The 18,862-nt window shown below is 72.6% G+C and carries 16 protein-coding genes; 10 read left to right on the top strand and 6 right to left on the bottom strand.

Annotated features, from left to right (window positions below; translation table 11 throughout):
* Positions 1-14: 14 nt before the first annotated feature.
* Complete coding sequence (locus AYX06_RS06930; RefSeq protein WP_232319416.1) at positions 15-1,964, bottom strand: BCCT family transporter; 1,950 nt, start codon at positions 1,962-1,964, stop codon at positions 15-17.
* Positions 1,965-2,286: 322 nt separating this feature from the next.
* Between AYX06_RS06930 and dnaK the strand changes: the two genes are divergently transcribed.
* The 4 genes from dnaK to AYX06_RS06910 all read left to right on the top strand — a co-directional run bounded on the left by dnaK (position 2,287) and on the right by AYX06_RS06910 (position 6,394).
* A complete protein-coding gene (gene dnaK / locus AYX06_RS06925) occupies positions 2,287-4,143 on the top strand; it encodes a molecular chaperone DnaK (protein WP_062735147.1) in 1,857 nt (618 codons plus the stop codon).
* A gap of 2 nt (positions 4,144-4,145) precedes the next feature.
* Positions 4,146-4,781 (top strand): nucleotide exchange factor GrpE, encoded by a 636-nt coding sequence (locus tag AYX06_RS06920; RefSeq protein WP_062735146.1) that lies wholly within the window; start codon positions 4,146-4,148, stop codon positions 4,779-4,781.
* A 154-nt stretch (positions 4,782-4,935) separates the two neighbouring features.
* Positions 4,936-5,952: a DnaJ C-terminal domain-containing protein gene (locus AYX06_RS06915; protein ID WP_062735145.1), complete on the top strand. Its 1,017-nt coding sequence runs from the start codon at positions 4,936-4,938 to the stop codon at positions 5,950-5,952.
* A gap of 1 nt (position 5,953) precedes the next feature.
* Positions 5,954-6,394, top strand: coding sequence for a heat shock protein transcriptional repressor HspR (locus tag AYX06_RS06910; protein WP_062735144.1), 441 nt, complete (start codon positions 5,954-5,956; stop codon positions 6,392-6,394).
* A 166-nt stretch (positions 6,395-6,560) separates the two neighbouring features.
* Here AYX06_RS06910 and AYX06_RS06905 read toward each other — a convergent pair whose 3' ends face one another.
* The 3 genes from AYX06_RS06905 to AYX06_RS06895 are packed head-to-tail and all read right to left on the bottom strand — an operon-like array spanning position 6,561 to position 8,576.
* Positions 6,561-7,049 (bottom strand): GNAT family N-acetyltransferase, encoded by a 489-nt coding sequence (locus AYX06_RS06905; protein WP_062735143.1) that lies wholly within the window; start codon positions 7,047-7,049, stop codon positions 6,561-6,563.
* Positions 7,046-7,957 (bottom strand): tRNA (guanosine(46)-N7)-methyltransferase TrmB, encoded by a 912-nt coding sequence (gene trmB / locus AYX06_RS06900; protein ID WP_232319415.1) that lies wholly within the window; start codon positions 7,955-7,957, stop codon positions 7,046-7,048. Before trmB ends, AYX06_RS06905 begins: the two co-directional genes overlap by 4 nt.
* A 4-nt stretch (positions 7,958-7,961) precedes the next feature.
* Positions 7,962-8,576, bottom strand: a complete 615-nt coding sequence (locus AYX06_RS06895; protein WP_062735141.1) for an LOG family protein — start codon at positions 8,574-8,576, stop codon at positions 7,962-7,964.
* A 352-nt stretch (positions 8,577-8,928) separates the two neighbouring features.
* Here AYX06_RS06895 and AYX06_RS06890 point away from each other — a divergent pair, with 352 nt between their 5' ends.
* The 3 genes from AYX06_RS06890 (at position 8,929) to AYX06_RS06880 (ending at position 12,731) form a co-directional block, all read left to right on the top strand.
* Positions 8,929-10,200, top strand: a complete 1,272-nt coding sequence (locus tag AYX06_RS06890; protein WP_232319414.1) for a multidrug effflux MFS transporter — start codon at positions 8,929-8,931, stop codon at positions 10,198-10,200.
* A gap of 131 nt (positions 10,201-10,331) precedes the next feature.
* Entirely contained in the window at positions 10,332-11,777 is a 1,446-nt protein-coding gene (locus AYX06_RS06885; RefSeq protein ID WP_062735140.1) for an alanine/glycine:cation symporter family protein, read from the top strand.
* A gap of 78 nt (positions 11,778-11,855) precedes the next feature.
* Positions 11,856-12,731: a D-hexose-6-phosphate mutarotase gene (locus AYX06_RS06880; protein ID WP_062735139.1), complete on the top strand. Its 876-nt coding sequence runs from the start codon at positions 11,856-11,858 to the stop codon at positions 12,729-12,731.
* A 156-nt stretch (positions 12,732-12,887) separates the two neighbouring features.
* Here the strand turns inward: AYX06_RS06880 and AYX06_RS06875 are convergent, their stop codons facing one another.
* Both AYX06_RS06875 and AYX06_RS06870 read right to left on the bottom strand, forming a co-directional pair.
* Positions 12,888-14,564 (bottom strand): HNH endonuclease signature motif containing protein, encoded by a 1,677-nt coding sequence (locus tag AYX06_RS06875; protein WP_084271490.1) that lies wholly within the window; start codon positions 14,562-14,564, stop codon positions 12,888-12,890.
* Positions 14,565-14,716: 152 nt separating this feature from the next.
* Positions 14,717-15,112 (bottom strand): hypothetical protein, encoded by a 396-nt coding sequence (locus tag AYX06_RS06870; RefSeq protein ID WP_062735137.1) that lies wholly within the window; start codon positions 15,110-15,112, stop codon positions 14,717-14,719.
* 188 nt (positions 15,113-15,300) lie between these two features.
* Here AYX06_RS06870 and AYX06_RS06865 point away from each other — a divergent pair, with 188 nt between their 5' ends.
* The 3 genes from AYX06_RS06865 to AYX06_RS06855 all read left to right on the top strand — a co-directional run bounded on the left by AYX06_RS06865 (position 15,301) and on the right by AYX06_RS06855 (position 18,786).
* Positions 15,301-16,080 (top strand): type 1 glutamine amidotransferase domain-containing protein, encoded by a 780-nt coding sequence (locus AYX06_RS06865; RefSeq protein ID WP_062735136.1) that lies wholly within the window; start codon positions 15,301-15,303, stop codon positions 16,078-16,080.
* 136 nt (positions 16,081-16,216) lie between these two features.
* Positions 16,217-16,969 (top strand): SDR family NAD(P)-dependent oxidoreductase, encoded by a 753-nt coding sequence (locus AYX06_RS06860; protein WP_062735135.1) that lies wholly within the window; start codon positions 16,217-16,219, stop codon positions 16,967-16,969.
* Positions 16,970-17,241: 272 nt separating this feature from the next.
* Entirely contained in the window at positions 17,242-18,786 is a 1,545-nt protein-coding gene (locus AYX06_RS06855) for a DEAD/DEAH box helicase (RefSeq protein WP_232319413.1), read from the top strand.
* Positions 18,787-18,862: the final 76 nt, after the last annotated feature.

The following is an 18,862-nucleotide window of genomic DNA, read 5'->3' as shown; positions in this document are numbered from 1 at the left end:
TCGTGGGCACGGGCTCAGGACCGGGGGCCCGCCGGGTCGAGCTTGCGCTCCGGGCCCGCCCCCGGGCTCTCCACGTGCTCCGCACCCGCGTCCGGGCCCTCCGCGCGTTCGGCCTCGAGGTCGATCTCCTCGCCGTTCTCGTCGACGCGCCGGTACCAGTCGGTCACGGCCGGGTCGTGGGAGTCGAAGGTCTCGCCGGCCGCACGGGCACCCGCGGCGTGCTCCACCTGCAGCGCGAAGTCGTCGCCGTGCTCCTCGATGCCGTGGATGACGGCCTTGCTCATGGCCGAGACGGCGAACGCGTGCCGGATCGTGGCCGGGTCGCTGCGGAGGTCCTTGTAGAACGCCACCATGAGGAACGCGACGACCACGGCGAAGGGCAGGGCCGAGACGGTCACGAGGTTCTGCATGCCGGTGAGGGCGTCGTCACCGCCCACGAGCATCATGATGGCCGCGATGGCTCCGAGGCACAGGCCCCAGAAGACCACGACCAGTCGGTTCGGCTCGGGCCGGCCACGCTGGGAGAGGGTCCCCATGACGATGGAGGCGGAGTCCGCGCTCGTCACGAAGAAGATGGCGATGACGACCATCGCGAGCACCGAGGTGATCGCGCCCAGCGGGAGAGCGTCGAGCATCCCGAACAGGACGGCCTCCTGGCCGCCGGCCGCCGCGAGGTCGGTCCCGGTGCGCTGCAGGTACGTGGCGGTGCCGCCGATCACCACGAACCACAGGATGCACATCGAGGAGGGGACCACGAGGACCACCGTGACGAACTGGCGCAGGGTGCGCCCGCGGGAGATCTTGGCGATGAACATCCCGACGAACGGCGACCACGAGAGCCACCAGGCCCAGTAGAAGACGGTCCAGCTGCCCGCGAACCCGGTGGCGTCCTCGCCCCAGCCGCCGGTCTGACCGGTCATCCAGAGGTACTCGTGCAGGTAGGTGCTGAACACGGCGGGCACGAGGTCCAGGATCAGCACGGTGGGGCCGGCGACGAAGACGAACAGGGCCAGCAGGAACGCCAGGAGCAGGTTCGTGTTGGAGAGGTAGCGGATGCCGCGGGCCACGCCCGAGACGGCGGAGACGACGAAGGCTGCGGTGAGCACGGCGATGACCGCGATCAACCCGCCGTTGCCCATCGGGCCCCATCCGGCGACGAGCTCGAGGCCGCGGGCGATCTGGAGGGCGCCGATCCCCAGGGAGGCCGCCGTGCCGAAGAGGGTCGCGAAGATCGCGAAGACGTCGATGAGCCTGCCCAGGCCGCCCTCGGCGCGCCGCTGGCCGATCAGGGGGACGAAGATCCGGCTGATGAGCGGGGGACGGCCGCGACGGTAGGCACCGTAGGCCACTGCCGCGCCGACCACGGCGTACATGGCCCACGGGTTGAGGCCCCAGTGGAAGGCCGTCTGGACCAGGGCGTAGACGGTCATCTCCTCGGAGCCGGCCTCCGCCCCGAAGCCGGGGATGCCCGCGCCGAAGTGGCTCAGCGGCTCGGAGGCGCCGTAGAACATGAGGCCGATGCCCATGCCGGCGGCGAAGAGCATCGCCAGCCAGGAGAAGAAGGAGTACTCCGGCTTCTCGTCGTCCATGCCCAGCGGGATCCGGCCGGTGCGGCTGAAGCCGATGAACAGCATGAACAGGACGGCGGCCGTGGAGAGGGCGGTGAAGAACCAGCCGGTGTTGCCGGTCACCCAGGTCAGCGCGGCCGAAGAGGCCGCGGTCAGGGACTCGGTGGAGAGCACGCCCCACGCGACGAAGGCCACGATCAGGGCGGCGGTGACGAAGAAGACGACCCGGTCGGTGCCGTAGTGCAGCCTCTGGTCCTCGACGGCGAGGCCGGGGACGAGGGCGGGGTGGATGCCGTGCGGATAGTTGATCTCGCGCAGCACCTCACGGGGCCGTCCCCGGCGGGGCGAGGGGGAGGGCGCGGGCTTGTGCGGGGTATGGGGTGGCGGGGTGCTCACAGGGGCTCCAGAGGTGTCGGGGTGCGTGCGGTGTCCTGTCGGTGCGTGCGGTTGCGTGCGGGTCGGGCCCGGAGGTGTCGAGTAGTGCCCGGGAGTGCGGGCACAAGCACCACATTCTACCAACGCGGGATCCGGGGGAAACGGGATGGGTGGGAACTCACCACCGAACCCCCGAGTTGAGTCGAGTGGGCTCAAGTTAACTTGACACCGCACGCTCACGTGGCAGACTTGAGCCAGGAAAACTCAAGACCTGAGACCTCCGGGACCTCAACGGGGCCACCACGGCCCGCCCGGTTCAGCTCGACCCGAAGGAGAACACTCCATGTCTCGTGCAGTAGGAATCGACCTCGGCACCACCAACTCCGTGGTGTCCGTGCTGGAGGGCGGCGAGCCCACCGTCATCGCCAACGCCGAGGGCAACCGGACCACCCCGTCCGTCGTCGCCTTCTCCAAGGACGGCGAGACCCTGGTCGGTGACATCGCCAAGCGCCAGGCCGTCACCAACGTCGACCGCACCATCGCCTCGGTCAAGCGCCACATGGGCACCGGCTGGTCGAAGGAGATCGACGGCAAGAAGTACACCGCGCAGGAGATCTCGGCGCGCATCCTCATGAAGCTGAAGACCGACGCCGAGTCCTACCTGGGCGACAAGGTCACCGACGCCGTGATCACGGTCCCGGCGTACTTCAACGACGCCGAGCGCCAGGCCACGAAGGAGGCCGGCGAGATCGCGGGCATGAACGTGCTGCGCATCGTCAACGAGCCCACCGCCGCGGCCCTGGCCTACGGTCTGGAGAAGGGCAAGGAGGACGAGCTCATCCTCGTCTTCGACCTCGGCGGCGGCACCTTCGACGTCTCCCTGCTGGAGGTCGGCAAGGACGAGGACGACTTCTCCACCATCCAGGTCCGCGCCACCGCCGGTGACAACCGGCTGGGCGGCGACGACTGGGACCAGCGCATCGTCGACTGGCTGCTGTCGCAGGTGAGGTCCAAGACCGGCGCCGACCTGTCCAAGGACAAGATCGCCCTCCAGCGGCTGAAGGAGACCGCCGAGCAGGCCAAGAAGGAGCTGTCCTCCGCGACCAGCACCAACATCTCCCTGCAGTACCTCTCCGTGACCCCCGAGGGCCCGGTGCACCTGGACGAGCGCCTCACCCGCGCCAAGTTCGAGGAGCTGACCCGGGACCTGCTGGAGCGCACCGAGAAGCCGTTCAAGGACGTCATCGCCGAGGCCGGCATCTCCGTGTCCGACATCGACCACGTGGTCCTGGTGGGCGGCTCGACCCGCATGCCGGCGGTCGCCGAGACCGTGCAGCGCCTGGCCGGCCAGGAGCCGAACAAGGGCGTGAACCCGGACGAGGTCGTCGCCGTCGGCGCCGCGATCCAGGCCGGTGTGCTCAAGGGCGACCGCAAGGACGTGCTGCTGATCGACGTGACCCCGCTGTCGCTGGGCATCGAGACCAAGGGCGGCGTGATGACCAAGCTCATCGAGCGCAACACGGCCATCCCCACGAAGCGGTCCGAGACCTTCACCACCGCCGAGGACAACCAGCCCTCCGTGTCCATCCAGGTCTTCCAGGGCGAGCGCCAGTTCACCCGGGACAACAAGAACCTGGGCACCTTCGAGCTGACCGGCATCGCCCCCGCCCCGCGCGGGATGCCGCAGATCGAGGTCACCTTCGACATCGACGCCAACGGCATCGTCCACGTCTCCGCCAAGGACAAGGGCACCGGCACCGAGCAGTCGATGACCATCACGGGCGGGTCCTCCCTCTCCAAGGAGGACATCGACCGCATGGTCAAGGACGCCGAGGCCAACGCCGAGGCGGACCGGGTGCGCCGGGAGGCCGCCGACCTGCGGAACAACGCGGAGCAGCAGGCGTACTCCGTGGACAAGCTGCTGAAGGACAACGACGAGAAGCTGCCCGCGGACGTCAAGTCCGAGGTCCAGGCCGACGTCGAGGCCCTGAAGCAGGCGCTCGAGGGTGAGGACGAGGCCGCCGTGAAGTCGGCCTACGACAAGCTCCAGCAGTCCCAGACCAAGCTCGGCGAGGCCCTCTACGCGCAGGCGCAGGCCGACGGCGCCGAGGGCGCCCCCGGTGCCGGCGCCGCCGATTCGGCCGGTGACGAGGACATCGTCGACGCCGAGGTCGTCGACGACGAGAACGAGAAGAAGTGAGCATGCCCGATCCCACGCCAGGACCCGACGAGAACCCGGCGGAGAACGCCTTCGAGAACTCCACCGGGAACCCCGACGAGCAGGCCGCGCAGGACTCCGGTCCCGGCTCCCCGGAGGAGGCCGGGCCGGAGGGCCTGACCGTGGACGACATCCTCTCGACCCCGCAGTCCACCGACGCCGGCTCCGCCGACGCCGGTGCGGCCACGGAGGAGGACCCGTCCGCGGCGCTGGCCGCCGAGCGGCTCGAGGAGCTGCGCCGGCTGCAGGCCGAGTTCGTGAACTTCAAGCACCGCACGGCCCGAGAGAAGGAGCAGCTCCGCACGTTCGTGACCGGCGACCTCCTGCAGACCCTGCTGCCGGTGTTCGACGACATCGACGCGGCCCGCCAGGCCGGGGACCTCACCGACGGCCCGTTCGCGTCGATCGCGAACAAGCTGGAGGAGATCCTCGTCCGGCAGGGACTGACCCGCATCGGGGCGGTCGGCGAGAAGTTCGACCCGAACGTCCACGAGGCGGTGCTGCAGCAGCCCACCAGCGAGGTCGAGCCCGACCAGGTCTCGATGGTGCTGCGCTCCGGCTTCCGGATCGGCGAGCGCGTCGTGCGGCCGGCCCAGGTGGCCGTCGCCGTCGCCGAGTGAGGCCGGGCCCGGCCTGACCGGCGCGGGAGGGGAGGCCTGTCCACGGGCCTCCCCTCCCGTCCCCCCAGTCCCGGCGCCGCGCCGGGGCGACCCCAGGACTTCCACCGGGTGCTGCTCGTCAGGACCCCCACCGGCCCCACAGAAAGGAGGCGTCATGGCCAGCCAGGACTGGATCGACAAGGACTTCTACAGCATTCTCGGCGTCTCCAAGGACGCGTCCGAGGCGGACATCAAGAAGGCGTACCGCAAGCTCGCCCGCCAGTACCACCCCGACCAGAACCCCGGGGACGCGGAGGCCGAGCAGCGGTTCAAGGACATCACCGAGGCGAACTCCGTGCTCTCCGACCCGGAGGAGCGCAAGCAGTACGACGCGATCCGCGCCATGGGCTCCGGTGCCCGCTTCACGGCCGGCGGCCCGGCCGGCGCGGGCGGCTCCGCGAACTTCGAGGACCTCTTCGGCGACATCTTCGGCGCCGGCGGCGGCGGCCGCCGCCGGCGGACCAGCTACTCCACCGGCGGGGCAGGCTTCGGCGGGGCAGGCGGCTTCGAGGACCTGTTCTCGCAGTTCGGCGGCCAGGGCGGCTACGGCGCACCCGGGACCGGCTACCAGTCCCCGCCCACCCGCGGGGAGGACATCCGCACGGAGACCACCATCCCGTTCCGCTCCTCGGTGCACGGCACCACCGTGAAGCTGCGTCGCGGCAACGGGCAGGAGACCACGGTGCGCGTCCCGGCCGGGGTGCGCGACGGGCAGAAGCTCAAGCTCGCCGGCAAGGGCCACTCCGGCCCCGGCGGACCCGGCGACCTGTACGTCACCGTGCACGTGGGCTCGCACCCGTTCTTCACCCGCGTGGACGGCACGGACGACGTCGAGGTCACCGTGCCGATCACCTTCCCCGAGGCCGCCCTGGGCGCCACCGTGGAGGTGCCCACCCTGGACGGCGGCACGGTGCGGCTGAAGGTGCCCGCCGGGACGTCGTCGGGCCGGCGCTTCCGCGTCAAGGGCCGCGGGTTCAGCACGGCCAAGGGCACCGGGAACCTGATCGTGACCGTCGAGGTGCACGTGCCCGCCCACCTGGACGAGGCGGCCGAGGCCGCGGTCCGCGCGTTCGCGGAGGCGACCGCCGACGACGACCCCCGGGCGGGCCTGGCCACGAAGGCACGGGTCTGAGATGGCTCTCGACGCCGACCAGCCGCTCTTCGTGATCTCCGTGGCCGCGGAGATCGCCGAGATGCACCCGCAGACGCTGCGCCAGTACGACCGGCTCGGCCTGGTCAAGCCCTCCCGCGCGCCGGGCCGGGCGCGGCGCTACTCCCAGCGGGACATCGAGAAGCTGCAGCAGATCCAGGTGCTCTCCCAGCAGGGCGTCTCCCTGGAGGGCATCCGGCGCATCCTGCAGCTGGAGAACCAGGTCGCGGCCCTGCAGGCGAGGGTCGCGGAGCTGTCCCAGGAGCTCGACGAGGCCCGCGAGCGGGCCGAGGAGTCCTCGCGGATCTTCGCCGCCGGGGTCGGCGGGGACGTGGTGCGGATGGCCCGCGGCTCCCGCCCGCGGGCCCGCAAGATCTCCCAGGCCGTGGTGCTGTACCGGCCGCCGCGGCAGCAGGAGCGCTGAGCCGCCCGCCGTCGGCGCGGACGTCGGGCGCTCTCCGTGCGCCGACTCCCCGGCTCGGGCGCTGCTGGAGCCGGGTGCTTGCTGCCCCGGGCGTCACGCCGACCGTGCGTCCTGCCACCCCGTGCTCTTGCTCTCCGTCCCGTGCGCTGAGCGGCGCGGGCGCCGCTCAGCGCAGGTGCTTCTCGAAGCCCACGTCGTACACGCCGTCCGCGTAGCTGTGGGCGACGCCGGGCAGCGCGACGTACCCGCTGTCCCGGTACAGGGCGTAGGCCTCGGGCTGGCGGTTGCCGGTGGTGAGGTAGATGCGCCGGTAGCCGGCGGCGGCGGCGAGCCGCTCGAGCTCGGCCAGGACCCGCCGGGAGAACCCCCGCCGGCGGTGCCCGGGGTCCGTCCAGATGCGCTTGAGCTCGGCCGTGACGTCGTCGTGCCTCCGGAAGGCGCCGCCGGCCACCGTCAGCCCGCCCTCGAGCAGCAGCACGAGGCCTCCGGTGGGCGCCCGGAACTCGTCGACGGGGTGGTGCTCCATCTCCTCCGCACCGATCGACGGACCGTAGCGCGCCACGTACTCCCGGTGCAGGCCCTCCAGCAGCGGCCGCGTGCGGGGATCGCCCGGGGGCACGACGACGAAGCCGTCCGGGGAGGCCGCCGCGCTCACGGAAGCCGGCGGTAGGTCAGGTCGCGCGGCACGCGCCCCGCCTCCCGGGCCTTGCGCTCGAAGCTCGTCAGGACCCGGCCCTCCCAGCGGGGGGCCCAGCCCGCGTCCGGGTGCTCGTCGTCGGCGAGCGGACCCGGGTGCAGGTTCTCGAACTGCGGGGCGGCGTCCAGGACCTCGCGCATCACGAGGGCGTACTCCTGCCAGTCCGTGGCCAGCCGCCACAGCCCACCCGGGGCCAGCACCCGTGCGGCCAGCTCGGCGAAGGCCGGGGAGACGAGGCGCCGTTTGTGGTGGCGGGTCTTGTGCCACGGGTCCGGGAAGAACACCCACAGCTCGTCGACCGAGGCGGGGGCGAGCATGTGCTCCAGGACCTCGGGGGCGTTGGCCTGGACCACCCGGACGTTGTCCACGCCGGCCTGGCCCGCCTTGAGCAGCAGGTCCGCGATCCCCGGCTTGTACACCTCGACGGCGAGGTAGTCGCGGGCGGGGTCCTGCGCGGCGGCGTGCACGACGGCCTCGCCCAGCCCGGAGCCGACCTCCACGACCAGGGGAGCCTGGCGCCCGAAGGCCACGGCCGCGTCGAACTCGTGGTCGGGGTGCACGGAGGTGTCGGTGCGCACGCGCGGGACGTCCAGCACGCGCGTGGGCGCCCAGTCGTCCCACGCCTTCTGGCGGCGGGCGGTCAGGCGGTCGCCGCGGCGCACGAAGGAGTACGGCCGGCGGTGGAAGGCCTCGGGGACGGGGCCCTGGCCGGCGCCCCCGGCGTGCTCTCCGGCGGCCTCCTCGGCAGGCTCCTCGGACGTCTTCTCGGCGCTCTCGGCGGCGCTCTCGGGAGTGCTCTCCGGGGCGCTCACTTCAGCGGGCTCTTCGGCAGGGGTCTCGGCAGGGGAGGGAGTGTGCTCGGTCATCGCCCTACATCCTAGGCGCAGGCCCGACCGGTGCTGTCATGCTGTCCGGGAGGAGCGGCTCGGCCCAGCGCCGGCGAGGCGCCTCCCACTGCGCGAAGCGGGCCAGCAGCTCGTCCGCGTCCTGGGCGACCACGGCGGCGTCACGGTACTCCGGGCGCACCAGCCCGGCGGCGGACATCGCCGCGACCGCGTCCAGCAGGGGTCTCCAGAACCCGGAGACGTCGAGGAAGCCGACCGGCTTGGCGTGCACCCCCACCTGCAGCCAGGTCCACGCCTCGAAGATCTCCTCCAGGGTGCCCAGCCCTCCGGGCAGGGCCACGAACCCGTCCGCGAGGCGGGCCATCTCCGCCTTGCGCTCGTGCATCGTCCCGACGACGCGCAGCTCGGTCAGCCCGGTGTGGGCCGTCTCGTCCTCGACGAGGGAGCGCGGCATCACGCCGATCACCTCGCCGCCGGCGGCCAGGGCGGCGTCGGCGACGACGCCCATCAGTCCCACGTGGCCGCCGCCGTAGACCACGCCCACCCCGCGACGGGCGAGCTCGGTGGCGAAGGCCGCGGCGGCCTCGGCGAACAGGGGATCGGAACCCAGGGAGGCTCCGGTGTACACGGCAAGTCTCATGAGGACATTCTCCCCGCACCGGCGCCGATAGCATGAACCGGGCCGTACCCGCACCCCGCCCCGCATCCGCAGCGCCGCCCGCCGCCCCGACCCCATCCGTTCCTGCACCCAGACCCGCGCCCACACCGTCAATCACCACCGGCACCCACTGTCGCCACCGGCACCGGCACCGGCACCGGCACCGGCACCCGCCCCCGCCATCACCACCCGCCCCCGCCATCACCACCCCCACCCGCACCCGCGACTCGAAGTCGCACGCCCCCGCCCCCTCCCGAGGACCCACCATGAGCTCACGACCCCCGGCCACCCGGTCCGTTCCCGCCTGCGTCTCAGCGGCAGAGCGGACCGGGTGGTGCTGGTGGCGGCACTGGGGATCCTCAGCGCGGTCAGCCCCATGGCCACGGACATGTACCTCGCGTCCATGCCGGCCATGGCCGTGCACTTCGGCGCCTCGACCTCCGCGGTGCAGCTGACCCTCACCAGCTACATGGTCGGCATGGCCCTGGGGCAGTTCCTGCTGGGCCCGGTCTCCGACGTGCTCGGAAGGCACCGGCTCATGGTCGCCGGCAACGTGCTGTTCCTGCTCAGCTCCGTGGCCGTGGTCCTCGCACCCAGCGTCGGCACGGTGATCGCGCTGCGCGCCGTGCAGGGCGCCGCCGGCGCGGCGGGCGTGGTGATCGCCCGGGCCGTGGTCTCGGACATCGCCTCCGGACGCCGGGCCGCCCAGCTCTTCTCGGTGCTCGCCACCATCACCTCCCTGGCCCCGGTCGTGGCCCCTCTGCTGGGCGGGGTGATCGCCACCGTGGCTCCGTGGCAGACCGTGTTCTGGGCGCTCGCCGCGTTCGGGCTGCTGATGCTCGCGTGCTCGGTCCTCGTGGTCCCGGAGACCCTGCCGCCGCACCGGCGCCACCGGGGCGGGGTCGGGGCCGTCGTCGGCGGCTCCTGGCGCGTGCTGCGCACCCCGTCCTTCATGGGCTACGCGCTGGCCTTCGGAGCGGCCTTCGGAGCGCTGTTCTCCTACATCTCCGCCTCCTCCTTCGTGGTGCAGAACGTGCTCGGCTACTCGGCGCTCGGCTACTCCGTGATCTTCGCCGTCAACGCCTGCGGCTCGATCCTGGGGGCCCTCGTCAACACCCGGCTCGTCGGCAGGGTGGAGCCCGGGACGGTCCTGCGCACCGCGCTCGTGGTGATGGGAGCGGTCAACGTGGTGGGGCTGGTCCTGGTCCTCGCGGGCCTCACCGGGTGGACCACGCTGGCGCACCTGTTCGTGAGCCAGTCCTGCATCGGGTTCATCCTCGGCAACGCCGTGGCGCTGGCCCAGTCGCGGGTGCCCGGCCGGGCGGGCGCCGGCTCGGCGGTGCTCGGGCTGGTCCAGTTCCTCATCGGCGGCCTCGTGAGCCCACTGACCGGTCTGGCCGGGCAGCACAGCGCGGTGCCCATGGCCGTGTCCATGGCGGTGTGCTCCCTGCTGGCCGTGGGGGCCGTGCTGCTCGCGGCTCGGTGCTCCCGCCGGCCGCCGGGAGCACCGCGTTCGTCCGCCGGCCCGTCCATCGGCCCGTCCACCGGCCCGTCTCCGGGCCGCGACGGCCGGGGACCACACCGCGAAGGGCCTGCCGATCCGTGACCGGCGACCGACCTTCCGACCCATGACCTGCGGACCGCCGGACCTGTGATTAGATGCCTCCTGCAGAGACGGAGATCACACCCTCGACCGGTTTCCGCTCGACCACCCACCCGACACCCACGGGAGAACACATGCTCCAATCCATCGAGACTGCCCTCGGCACGCTGGGCGGCATCATCTGGGGACCGTACGTCCTCATCCCCCTGCTGCTCCTCACCGGCCTGTACCTCACGGTCCGGCTGGGCGGGCTGCAGTTCCAACGGCTCGGATCCGCGCTGCGCCTGGCGCTGTTCGAGCGCAAGGACGAGGACGCCCACGGCGGCGACGTCTCCCAGTTCCAGGCACTGACCACCGCGCTCGCGGCGACCGTGGGCACCGGCAACATCGTGGGCGTGGCCACCGCGATCTCGATCGGCGGCCCCGGCGCGCTGTTCTGGATGTGGGTCACCGGCCTGCTCGGCATGGCATCCAAGTACTCCGAGGCCTTCCTGGCCGTGCGGTTCCGCACCACGGACGCCAAGGGCGAGATCTCCGGCGGCCCGCAGTACTACCTGGAGCGGGGCATCCGCTCGGGCTTCGGCAAGTTCCTGGCCATCTTCTTCGCGATCGCCGCGGCCCTGGCCGCGTTCGGAATCGGCAACATGACGCAGGGCAACTCGATCGCCTCCAACGTCGAGAGCTCCTTCGGCGTGCCGACCTGGATCACCGGCGTGGTGCTCGCGGCGCTGACCCTGGCCGTGCTCGTGGGCGGCATCAAGTCCATCGGCAAGGTGACGGCGGGGTTCGTGCCGTTCATGATCCTCTTCTACGTCCTGGGCGCGCTCTTCATCCTGGTCGTGAACGTCGCGGCCATCCCGCAGGCCGTGGTCCTGATCTTCACGGACGCCTTCACCGGCACGGCGGCGGTCGGCGGCTTCGCCGGGTCGGCCATCATGCTGGCCGTGCAGATGGGCGTGGCCCGCGGCATCTTCTCGAACGAGTCCGGCATGGGCTCGGCCGCGATCGCCGCGGCGGCCGCCCAGACCACCCACCCGGTCAGGCAGGGCCTGGTGTCCATGACGCAGACCTTCATCGACACCATCATCGTGGTCACCTGCACCGGCCTCGTGCTCATCACCACGGGGGTGTGGGAGCAGGGCGCGGACTTCGCGGCGACCATGACCGGCGACGCGTTCAGCCAGGGCCTGCCCGGGCAGTGGGGACACATCGTGGTCACCCTGGGCCTGGTCCTGTTCGCCTACTCCACGATCCTCGGCTGGGCGTACTACGGTGAGCGCTGCATGGAGCGGCTCTTCGGCGTGGCGGCGGTGATGCCCTACCGCGTGGTGTTCTCCGCGGTGGTGTTCGTCGGCTGCACGGTGCCGCTGGCCGTGGTCTGGAACTTCGCCGATGTCATGAACGGGCTGATGGCGATCCCCAACCTGGTGGGCCTGCTCATCCTCTCCGGGCTGATCGCCCGGGAGACCAAGCACTACCTGGACCACGACCCGCAGCTGCGGGCGAACCGGCAGCAGATCGATGCGTTCATGGAGGGCCGCCCCGGGGCGATCGACTCCTACGAGCGCACCGGCGTGTGACGCACCGGCGCCCGGCACGCCGGCGTTCGAGGGCCCGACGTCCCGACGGGGGTCGGGCCCTCCGTCTAGCCTGAGGGCATGAGCCGACTTCCCGACCCTCGCCCGTTCTCCTGCGCGGACGCCACCGGCGCGGTCTACGACCAGGGCGCCCACGTGACCGACTGGATCCCCCATGGGCAGGCACCGGTGCTGTGGCTGTCCCCGAGCACGGCACTGGAGACAGGCACCCCGGTGCGCGGCGGCGTCCCGATCTGCTTCCCGTGGTTCGCCGACGGGGCCGCGGGCGGCCGCGCGCCGAGGCACGGCTTCGCGCGCACGCTCCCGTGGCACGTCGAGTCGCGGGAGTCCTCCGACCACGAGGCCGTGGTCGTCTACCGGCTCACGGACGAGGACGTCACCGATCCGGTCCACCGCGAGCAGTTCCCGTACCGGTTCGAGGCCTACTACGTGGTGCGCTTCGGGACCGAGCTGGTCCTGGAGCTGAGCATCACGAACACCGACGACCGTGCCTTCGACATCGAGGAGGCTCTGCACGCCTACCTGGTGGTCGGGGACGTGCGGAAGATCCGTGTGGAGGGCCTCGACGGCGCCGGCTACCGGGACAAGGTGCTGGACCGCGACGACTGCGTCCAGGAGGGCGCGCTCCATCTCGAGGGCGAGACGGACCGCGTCTACCGCTCGGACGCGGAGGTCTCCGTGGTGGATCCCGTCCTGGGGCGCGTCCTGCGCATCCGCAAGGAGAACTCGCGGAACACCGTGGTGTGGAACCCGTGGGCGGAGCAGGCGGCCGCCATGCCCGACGTCGGCGCGGACGGCTGGACCGACTTCGTGTGCGTCGAGGGGGCCAACGTCCAGGCCGAGGCCGTGCACCTGGAGCCGGACGAGACCCACACCATGGCCTACCGGGTGGCGGTCGAGGTCACGGAGCAGGACCCGGGTCGGTCTCCCGCCTGAGAAGGGGGCCGGAGGCCGACACGGGGAGAGGCTCCGGGCCCGTCGCACCCGCCACGCTGCGTTGCGGGACGTCTCGGGTGTCCGGTGGGCGGCACTGTCGGAGGTTGCGGGTCTGTTCTCCATGCTGTGTTGCGGGACGTCTCGGGCGTCCGACGGTCAGAACGGGGGAGGGTCCGCCTCCTCCGGCGCGCATGCGTCCGGCGGCGTTCTCCCCGGCAGCGCTCGGTCCCGGAGCACTCCGTCCGCGGCCTGTCGATCCGGCGCCCACGCCCCGGACGGGGGCCCGGTCCACGACCATCCGGCCGACGGGTCCGGGACGGTCCGGTACGTCCGCCCGGCCGGCGACGTCCACTCGAGCACGCCACCGGCGCGCGCCGGCCCCAGCTGCCGCACCGACCAGCGGCCGAGTGCGCCGTGGCGGTGCTTGACCAGATGGTGGTGACGGCACAGGTGGGCCAGGTTGTCCGCGGCGGTGCGCCCTCCGTCCTGCCATGCCACCGTGTGGTCGAGGTCGCACCGCTCGACCCGCCGGCGGCACCCGGGAAAGCGGCAGGTCCCGTCGCGCAGCCGCAGCCGGCGGCGCAGGTCGGCGGGCACGACGTAGGTGGTGCGGTCGTGGTCGAGGACGGCGCCCGTGACGGGGTGCGTCAGGACGCGCTGCCACGAGGATGCGCCCGCAGCGAGCTCCCGGGCCACCTCCGCGCTGATCGGGCCGTGGCCTGCGAGCACGGGCGCGTCCTTGAACACCCCGTCGGCATGGCCACCGGGGCGTGGTCCCAGCAGCGTGAGCACGGGGACCGTCACACAGACCTGGCCGCGCACGCCGCGCGGGAACGAGGGGTCGTCGGGGACCTCCCCGGCCAGCAGGAGGTCGGCGAGGACGTCCGCGCGCAGCTGGGCCTCGGTCCGGGCAGCCACGTGCTGTCCGGTCCCTGCGGCGCGATCCGCAGCGCCCGGCGCCTCCACCGGCTGCGCGAGCTGCGGGCGCTCGGCGGACTGCGCCTGCAGGGGCTCCACCGGGGCGGAGCTCGGTCCCGCCCCCGCGCACGCCTCTCGGGGGCCCAGCAGCGCCACGAGCGCGTCGAGCCGGTCCTGGACCGCGAGCGCCGTGGGCGCGTCGAGCAGCGCGTGCAGGAACGCCATGCCGTCCTCGCCGTGCTCGATCCACACGCGGCGCCCGGCGCGGGCCGCCCGGTGCCTGGCCTCGTGGGTCTCCGCCAGCAGTGCCGCGCGGCGGCGTCGCGACCACGCCCGCAGCTGCGCCACCGTGCAGTGCGGCGCCCGCTCCACCAGTTCGTCCGCGAGCCGCTGCACGAGGGCGGCGGGTGCCTCCTGGCCCGGCGGAGCGTCCTCCACCAGCTCCCGCCACTGGTCGGCGATCACCGAGGCGTGGCGGGCGCTGAAGCGGCCCGCCTCCAGCGCCTCGAGCGCTCCGGGCAGGTGCAGCCCCAGCACGAGGGCCTCGCGGACGCGGTCGAGCGCCGTGCCCGCGGGCAGGTGGAGCGCCGGGCCGATCTCGTCGGCGACGTCGCGCACCAGCTGGTCCTCGGTCTCCAGGAGGGAGCACACGAGGTCGTCGGCCGCGGACGGCATCAGACGCGCGGAGGAGACCCAGTCGATCTCACGGTCCTCCCAGGCCAACAGCCACAGACGGTAGATGCAGCGCAGCTGGCGGCCCGCCTCCCGCGCCTGGGCGGCGGCTGAGTCCACGAGCTGCCCGACGACCGCCCGGGCCTCGGCCCGGACGCCGGCGTCCAGCACCCGCTCCCCGACGGGAGCGGTGCGGCGCGGGCCCGGAGCGGGACGGGACCGGCAGTGCGACGTCGTCGTCATAGGCCCATTCTCCCGGGCGCCTCGGACGTCCTAAGAGCTGCGCAGCCCCCGTCCGAAGGACACGCGGCGCCCTGCCCCGGGTGGGGATGCGAAACGGGTGCCGCCCGTCCGTCCGGACGAGCGGCACCCGCGGCGCTCCTGAGGAGCCGTGACTACTTGGAGACCACCAGGGCCGCGGCGATGGCGGCCAGGAAGGCGTCCTTCGAGAGGCCGGTGCCGGCCTCGGTCGGGCGGATGCCGTCCTCCTGGGTCATGTCCGGGTTGCGGAAGTACATCGCCAGCAGCCCGGCGGAGAACGCGCCGAGGGCCAGTCCCGCGAGGCGCTTGTTGACGAACGGGGTCAGCAGGGCGGCGCCGATGCCCATCTCGGAGTAGGCCACGAACTTGCCGAAGGTGTCGGCGTCCCACTCCTTGAACTGGGGGACACCGGTGGCGGCGAACTGCTGGAGCCCCGCGGCGGCCTCCGTGGGGAGGTCCTTCTTGCCGTAGCCGGACTGCAGCAGGTAGGCGCCGGAGACGCCGCGCAGGATCGCGTTGGAGAGGCTCATGGTCGGTCCTTTCGGGACGGGGAACAGGGTCATTGAGTCGTCAATGACCCTATCAGGGGCGACTCCGCCCCCTCCGGACGACATCGGCCCGCAGCGTACATCCCACCCCGGGGTGCCCGGCGGCGCCTAGGCTGGCCATCCGCCCGCGGGACGCCCTCCGCGTCCCGCCACCCGACGGAAGGACAGACATGGACATCGAGACCATGAAGAAGGTTCTGCTCGTTCTCACCAGCCACGACACCCTCGGTGACACCGGGGAGCCCACCGGCTACTACGTCGGCGAGGCGGCCCACCCGTGGAAGGTGTTCCGCGACGCCGGATACGTCGTCGACTTCGCCTCGATCGCCGGGGGGCAGCCTCCGCAGGACGGCAGGGACGAGGACGACGAGGTCCAGCGGCAGTACCTCGAGGACGAGACCGTGCGGGCCTCCCTGTACAACACACCGCGGATCAGCGTGGTCGACCCGGCGCAGTACGACGCCGTCTACCTCGTGGGCGGGCACGGCACCATGTGGGACTTCGCCGGCAACCCCGACCTGCAGTCGCTGGTGGCCGCCGTGCACGACGCCGGGGGGATCGTCGGCGCCGTCTGCCACGGACCGGCCGGACTCGTCGACGTGGAGCTCTCCACCGGACTGCGCATCGTCGAGGGACGCCGGGTGGCCGCGTTCACCAACGCCGAGGAGGACGAGGTCGGCAAGTCGGACGTGGTGCCCTTCCTGCTCGAGGACAAGCTCGTCGAGCAGGGCGCGGACGTGCGCACGGCGCCGAACTGGACCGAGCACGTCGTCGTGGACGACCGCCTCGTCACCGGGCAGAACCCCCAGTCCGCGGCCGGTGTGGCCAAGGAGATGACCAAGCTCCTGACCGAGGTGGTGCGCGAGCAGAAGGCCGCCCAGGAGGCGGACTCCGCCGCGCTGCGCCAGGCGCGGGACGCCGAGAAGGCCGAGGACGACGGCGAGGACTGAGTTCCGGCCGTCCGGAACGGGCGGGCGGCGCGAGCGGGAACGCCCCTGTCCTCCTCGCGGACCCGGCCGTTCCCGGACAGACTGGGAGCGCCGGCCCACCCGGTCCGGCCCAGCGGACACACGGCAGGAGAAGCACATGGCTGACCTCAGGAACAAGGTCGCGCTCGTCACCGGCGCCGCCTCCGGCATCGGCGAGGCCTGCGCCAAGGACCTCGCGGCGCAGGGCGCCAAGGTCGTCGTCACGGACATCGACACCCGGCGGATCGACGACGTCGTCCAGGCGATCATGGCCGCAGGCGGCGACGCCGCCGGCTTCCGGCAGGACGTGGCGAAGCCCGAGGACTGCGAGGCCGCGGTCGAGTTCGCCCAGCAGACCTACGGCGGCCTGCACCTGGCGGTGAACAACGCCGGCGTGGGCGGGTCCGCGGACGCCGTCGGCGAGTCGGACCTCGACGCCTGGGTGCGCACCGTGCAGATCGACCTGCACGCGGTGATGTTCGGCATGCGCTACCAGCTGCCGGCCATCGAGCAGGCGGGTGGCGGGGCGATCGTCAACATGGCCTCCGTCCACGGGACCGTGGCCACGGCCGCGGGCAACAGCGCCTACACCGCGGCCAAGCACGGGGTGGTCGGCCTGACCAAGCAGGCCGGGGTGGAGTACGGACAGCGCGGGGTGAGGATCAACGCGGTCGGTCCCGCCTACATCGAGACCCCGCTGCTCAACACCGCGCCTCCGGCGGTGCTCCGGGGGCTCGCCGCCAAGCACCCGCTGGGCCGGCTCGGCCGCCCCGAGGAGGTCGCCGCCCTGACCACGTTCCTGCTCTCGGACGCCGCCTCGTTCATGACCGGCGGCTACTACCTGGTCGACGGCGGCTACACCGCGCTGTAGCCGGACCACCCGCCGCGGCGGGAGAGAGGGGCGTGCCCTCCGCCACATCCGGGTGGTGGCGTGACGCCCGTGCTGTAGGGTGAGTCGTATTGCATATGGCACTGCTCCCCGTCCCCGGGTGAGCAGGCAGGCGTCGAGCACCCCGTTCTTCTTCCAGCGTGGCACCGTTCCAGACGGTCTCAGCCCGCTCGCAGGGGCTCCAGGAGTCATTCGGCGCAACCCGGCGCGCTACCCCCTTGCCGGGACATCCGATCGAAAGACGTATCCCAGTTTTGGCTACTTTCACCGACCTTGGCGTGCCCAAGGCCCTGTCCGCCGTCCTCGCCCAGCAGGGCATCGAGCAGGCGTTCCCCATCCAGGAGAAGACCCTCCCCGACTCGCTGGCCGGCCGTGATGTGCTCGGCCGCGGCAAGACCGGCTCGGGCAAGACCGTGGCGTTCGCGCTGCCGCTCGTGTCCCGGCTCGCCGGACTGAGCGGCAACGGTGCCCGTGCGGCCCGCCGCGCCAACCGGCCCACCGGTCTGGTCCTCGCCCCGACCCGCGAGCTCGCCACGCAGATCGACCGCACCGTGGCCCCGATCGCCGAGGCGGCCGGGCTGACCACCACCGTGATCTTCGGCGGCGTCTCGCAGAAGAACCAGGAGAAGGCGCTGGCCAAGGGCGCCGACATCGTCATCGCCTGCCCCGGCCGGCTCGAGGACCTGCTCAAGCAGAACGTCCTCACGCTGGACGACGTCCGCGTGACGGTCATCGACGAGGCCGACCACATGGCCGACATGGGCTTCCTGCCCGTGGTCACCCGCATCCTCAAGCGCACTCCGCAGGGCGGGCAGCGGCTGCTGTTCTCCGCCACCCTCGACGGCGGCGTGGACAAGCTCGTCAAGCAGTTCCTGTCCAACCCGGTCAAGCACTCCGTGGACGCCCCGCAGGCGGCCGTGTCCACCATGGACCACCACGTGCTCGTGATCGACGCCGACGAGAAGCAGGAGCTCATCGAGGCCCTGGCCTCCGGCACCGGGCGCCGCGTGATGTTCACGCGCACCAAGCACCGTGCCAAGAAGATGGCCCGCAAGCTCACCCAGATGGGCATCCCGGCCGTCGACCTGCACGGCAACCTCTCGCAGAACGCCCGTGACCGGAACCTGGCGCAGTTCTCCGCCGGCGACGTGCGGGTGCTCGTGGCCACCGACGTCGCCGCCCGCGGCGTGCACGTGGACGAGGTCGAGCTGGTCGTGCACATCGACCCGCCCACCGAGCACAAGTCCTACCTGCACCGCTCCGGGCGCACCGCCCGCGCCGGTGCCTCCGGCTCCGTGGTCACGGTGGCCACCAAGGAGGAGCGCCGCGAGGTCACCCAGCTCATGAAGGCCGCGGGCGTCACCGCCAACTTCGACACCGTGACCGTCGGCTCCCCGGCCGTGACCGAGCTCGTGGGCGAGCGTGCCGCGAAGGTCGCCTACGTGCCGCAGCCCGTCCAGGCCCAGGGTCGTCCGGCGGGCGGTCAGCGCTCCGGTGCCGGCCGGTCCGGCGGCCGCTCCGGCGGCAGCCGCGGCCGCGGCGGGCAGAACCGCTCCGAGCAGCCGCGCGGCGCCTCCCGCGACCAGCGCCCCGAGACCGGCGGGCGCGCCGGGTCCCGGCCGGGCAACGGCTCGGCCTCCCGCTCGGCGGCACCGGCGCGCTCGGCCGCGCCCACCCGCTCCGCGGCGCCCGCGTACTCCACCGAGTCCGCGCCGGACCGGGCGACGCAGGCCGCCGCGCGCCGCCGCAGCCGCAGCCCCCGTCGGGCGTCCTCCCCGCAGGGCGCCGCGACCCGCTGAGCCGCGACCCGCTGAGTCCCGGCACCGTCCACGGGGGCCCGTTCCCCGCCGTCCCGCATTCCGCGGAGCGGCAGGG

Origin of the sequence: Kocuria turfanensis (genome assembly GCF_001580365.1) — a bacterium.
Classification (GTDB): domain Bacteria; phylum Actinomycetota; class Actinomycetes; order Actinomycetales; family Micrococcaceae; genus Kocuria; species Kocuria turfanensis.
The sequence above is the reverse complement of the archived record's forward strand: the minus strand, read 5'-3'. Positions and strand labels throughout refer to the sequence as shown.

Bases quoted from the DNA above. Each gene is read 5' to 3' on its own strand.
- AYX06_RS06915 (WP_062735145.1), top strand. From the start codon at position 4,936: ATGGCCAGCCAGGACTGGATCGACAAGGACTTCTACAGCATTCTCGGC.
- AYX06_RS06875 (WP_084271490.1), bottom strand. From the start codon at position 14,564: ATGACGACGACGTCGCACTGCCGGTCCCGTCCCGCTCCGGGCCCGCGC.
- AYX06_RS06910 (WP_062735144.1), top strand. From the start codon at position 5,954: ATGGCTCTCGACGCCGACCAGCCGCTCTTCGTGATCTCCGTGGCCGCG.
- trmB (WP_232319415.1), bottom strand. From the start codon at position 7,957: ATGACCGAGCACACTCCCTCCCCTGCCGAGACCCCTGCCGAAGAGCCC.
- AYX06_RS06870 (WP_062735137.1), bottom strand. From the start codon at position 15,112: ATGAGCCTCTCCAACGCGATCCTGCGCGGCGTCTCCGGCGCCTACCTG.
- dnaK (WP_062735147.1), top strand. From the start codon at position 2,287: ATGTCTCGTGCAGTAGGAATCGACCTCGGCACCACCAACTCCGTGGTG.
- AYX06_RS06895 (WP_062735141.1), bottom strand. From the start codon at position 8,576: ATGAGACTTGCCGTGTACACCGGAGCCTCCCTGGGTTCCGATCCCCTG.
- AYX06_RS06885 (WP_062735140.1), top strand. From the start codon at position 10,332: ATGCTCCAATCCATCGAGACTGCCCTCGGCACGCTGGGCGGCATCATC.
- AYX06_RS06880 (WP_062735139.1), top strand. From the start codon at position 11,856: ATGAGCCGACTTCCCGACCCTCGCCCGTTCTCCTGCGCGGACGCCACC.
- AYX06_RS06920 (WP_062735146.1), top strand. From the start codon at position 4,146: ATGCCCGATCCCACGCCAGGACCCGACGAGAACCCGGCGGAGAACGCC.
- AYX06_RS06860 (WP_062735135.1), top strand. From the start codon at position 16,217: ATGGCTGACCTCAGGAACAAGGTCGCGCTCGTCACCGGCGCCGCCTCC.
- AYX06_RS06865 (WP_062735136.1), top strand. From the start codon at position 15,301: ATGGACATCGAGACCATGAAGAAGGTTCTGCTCGTTCTCACCAGCCAC.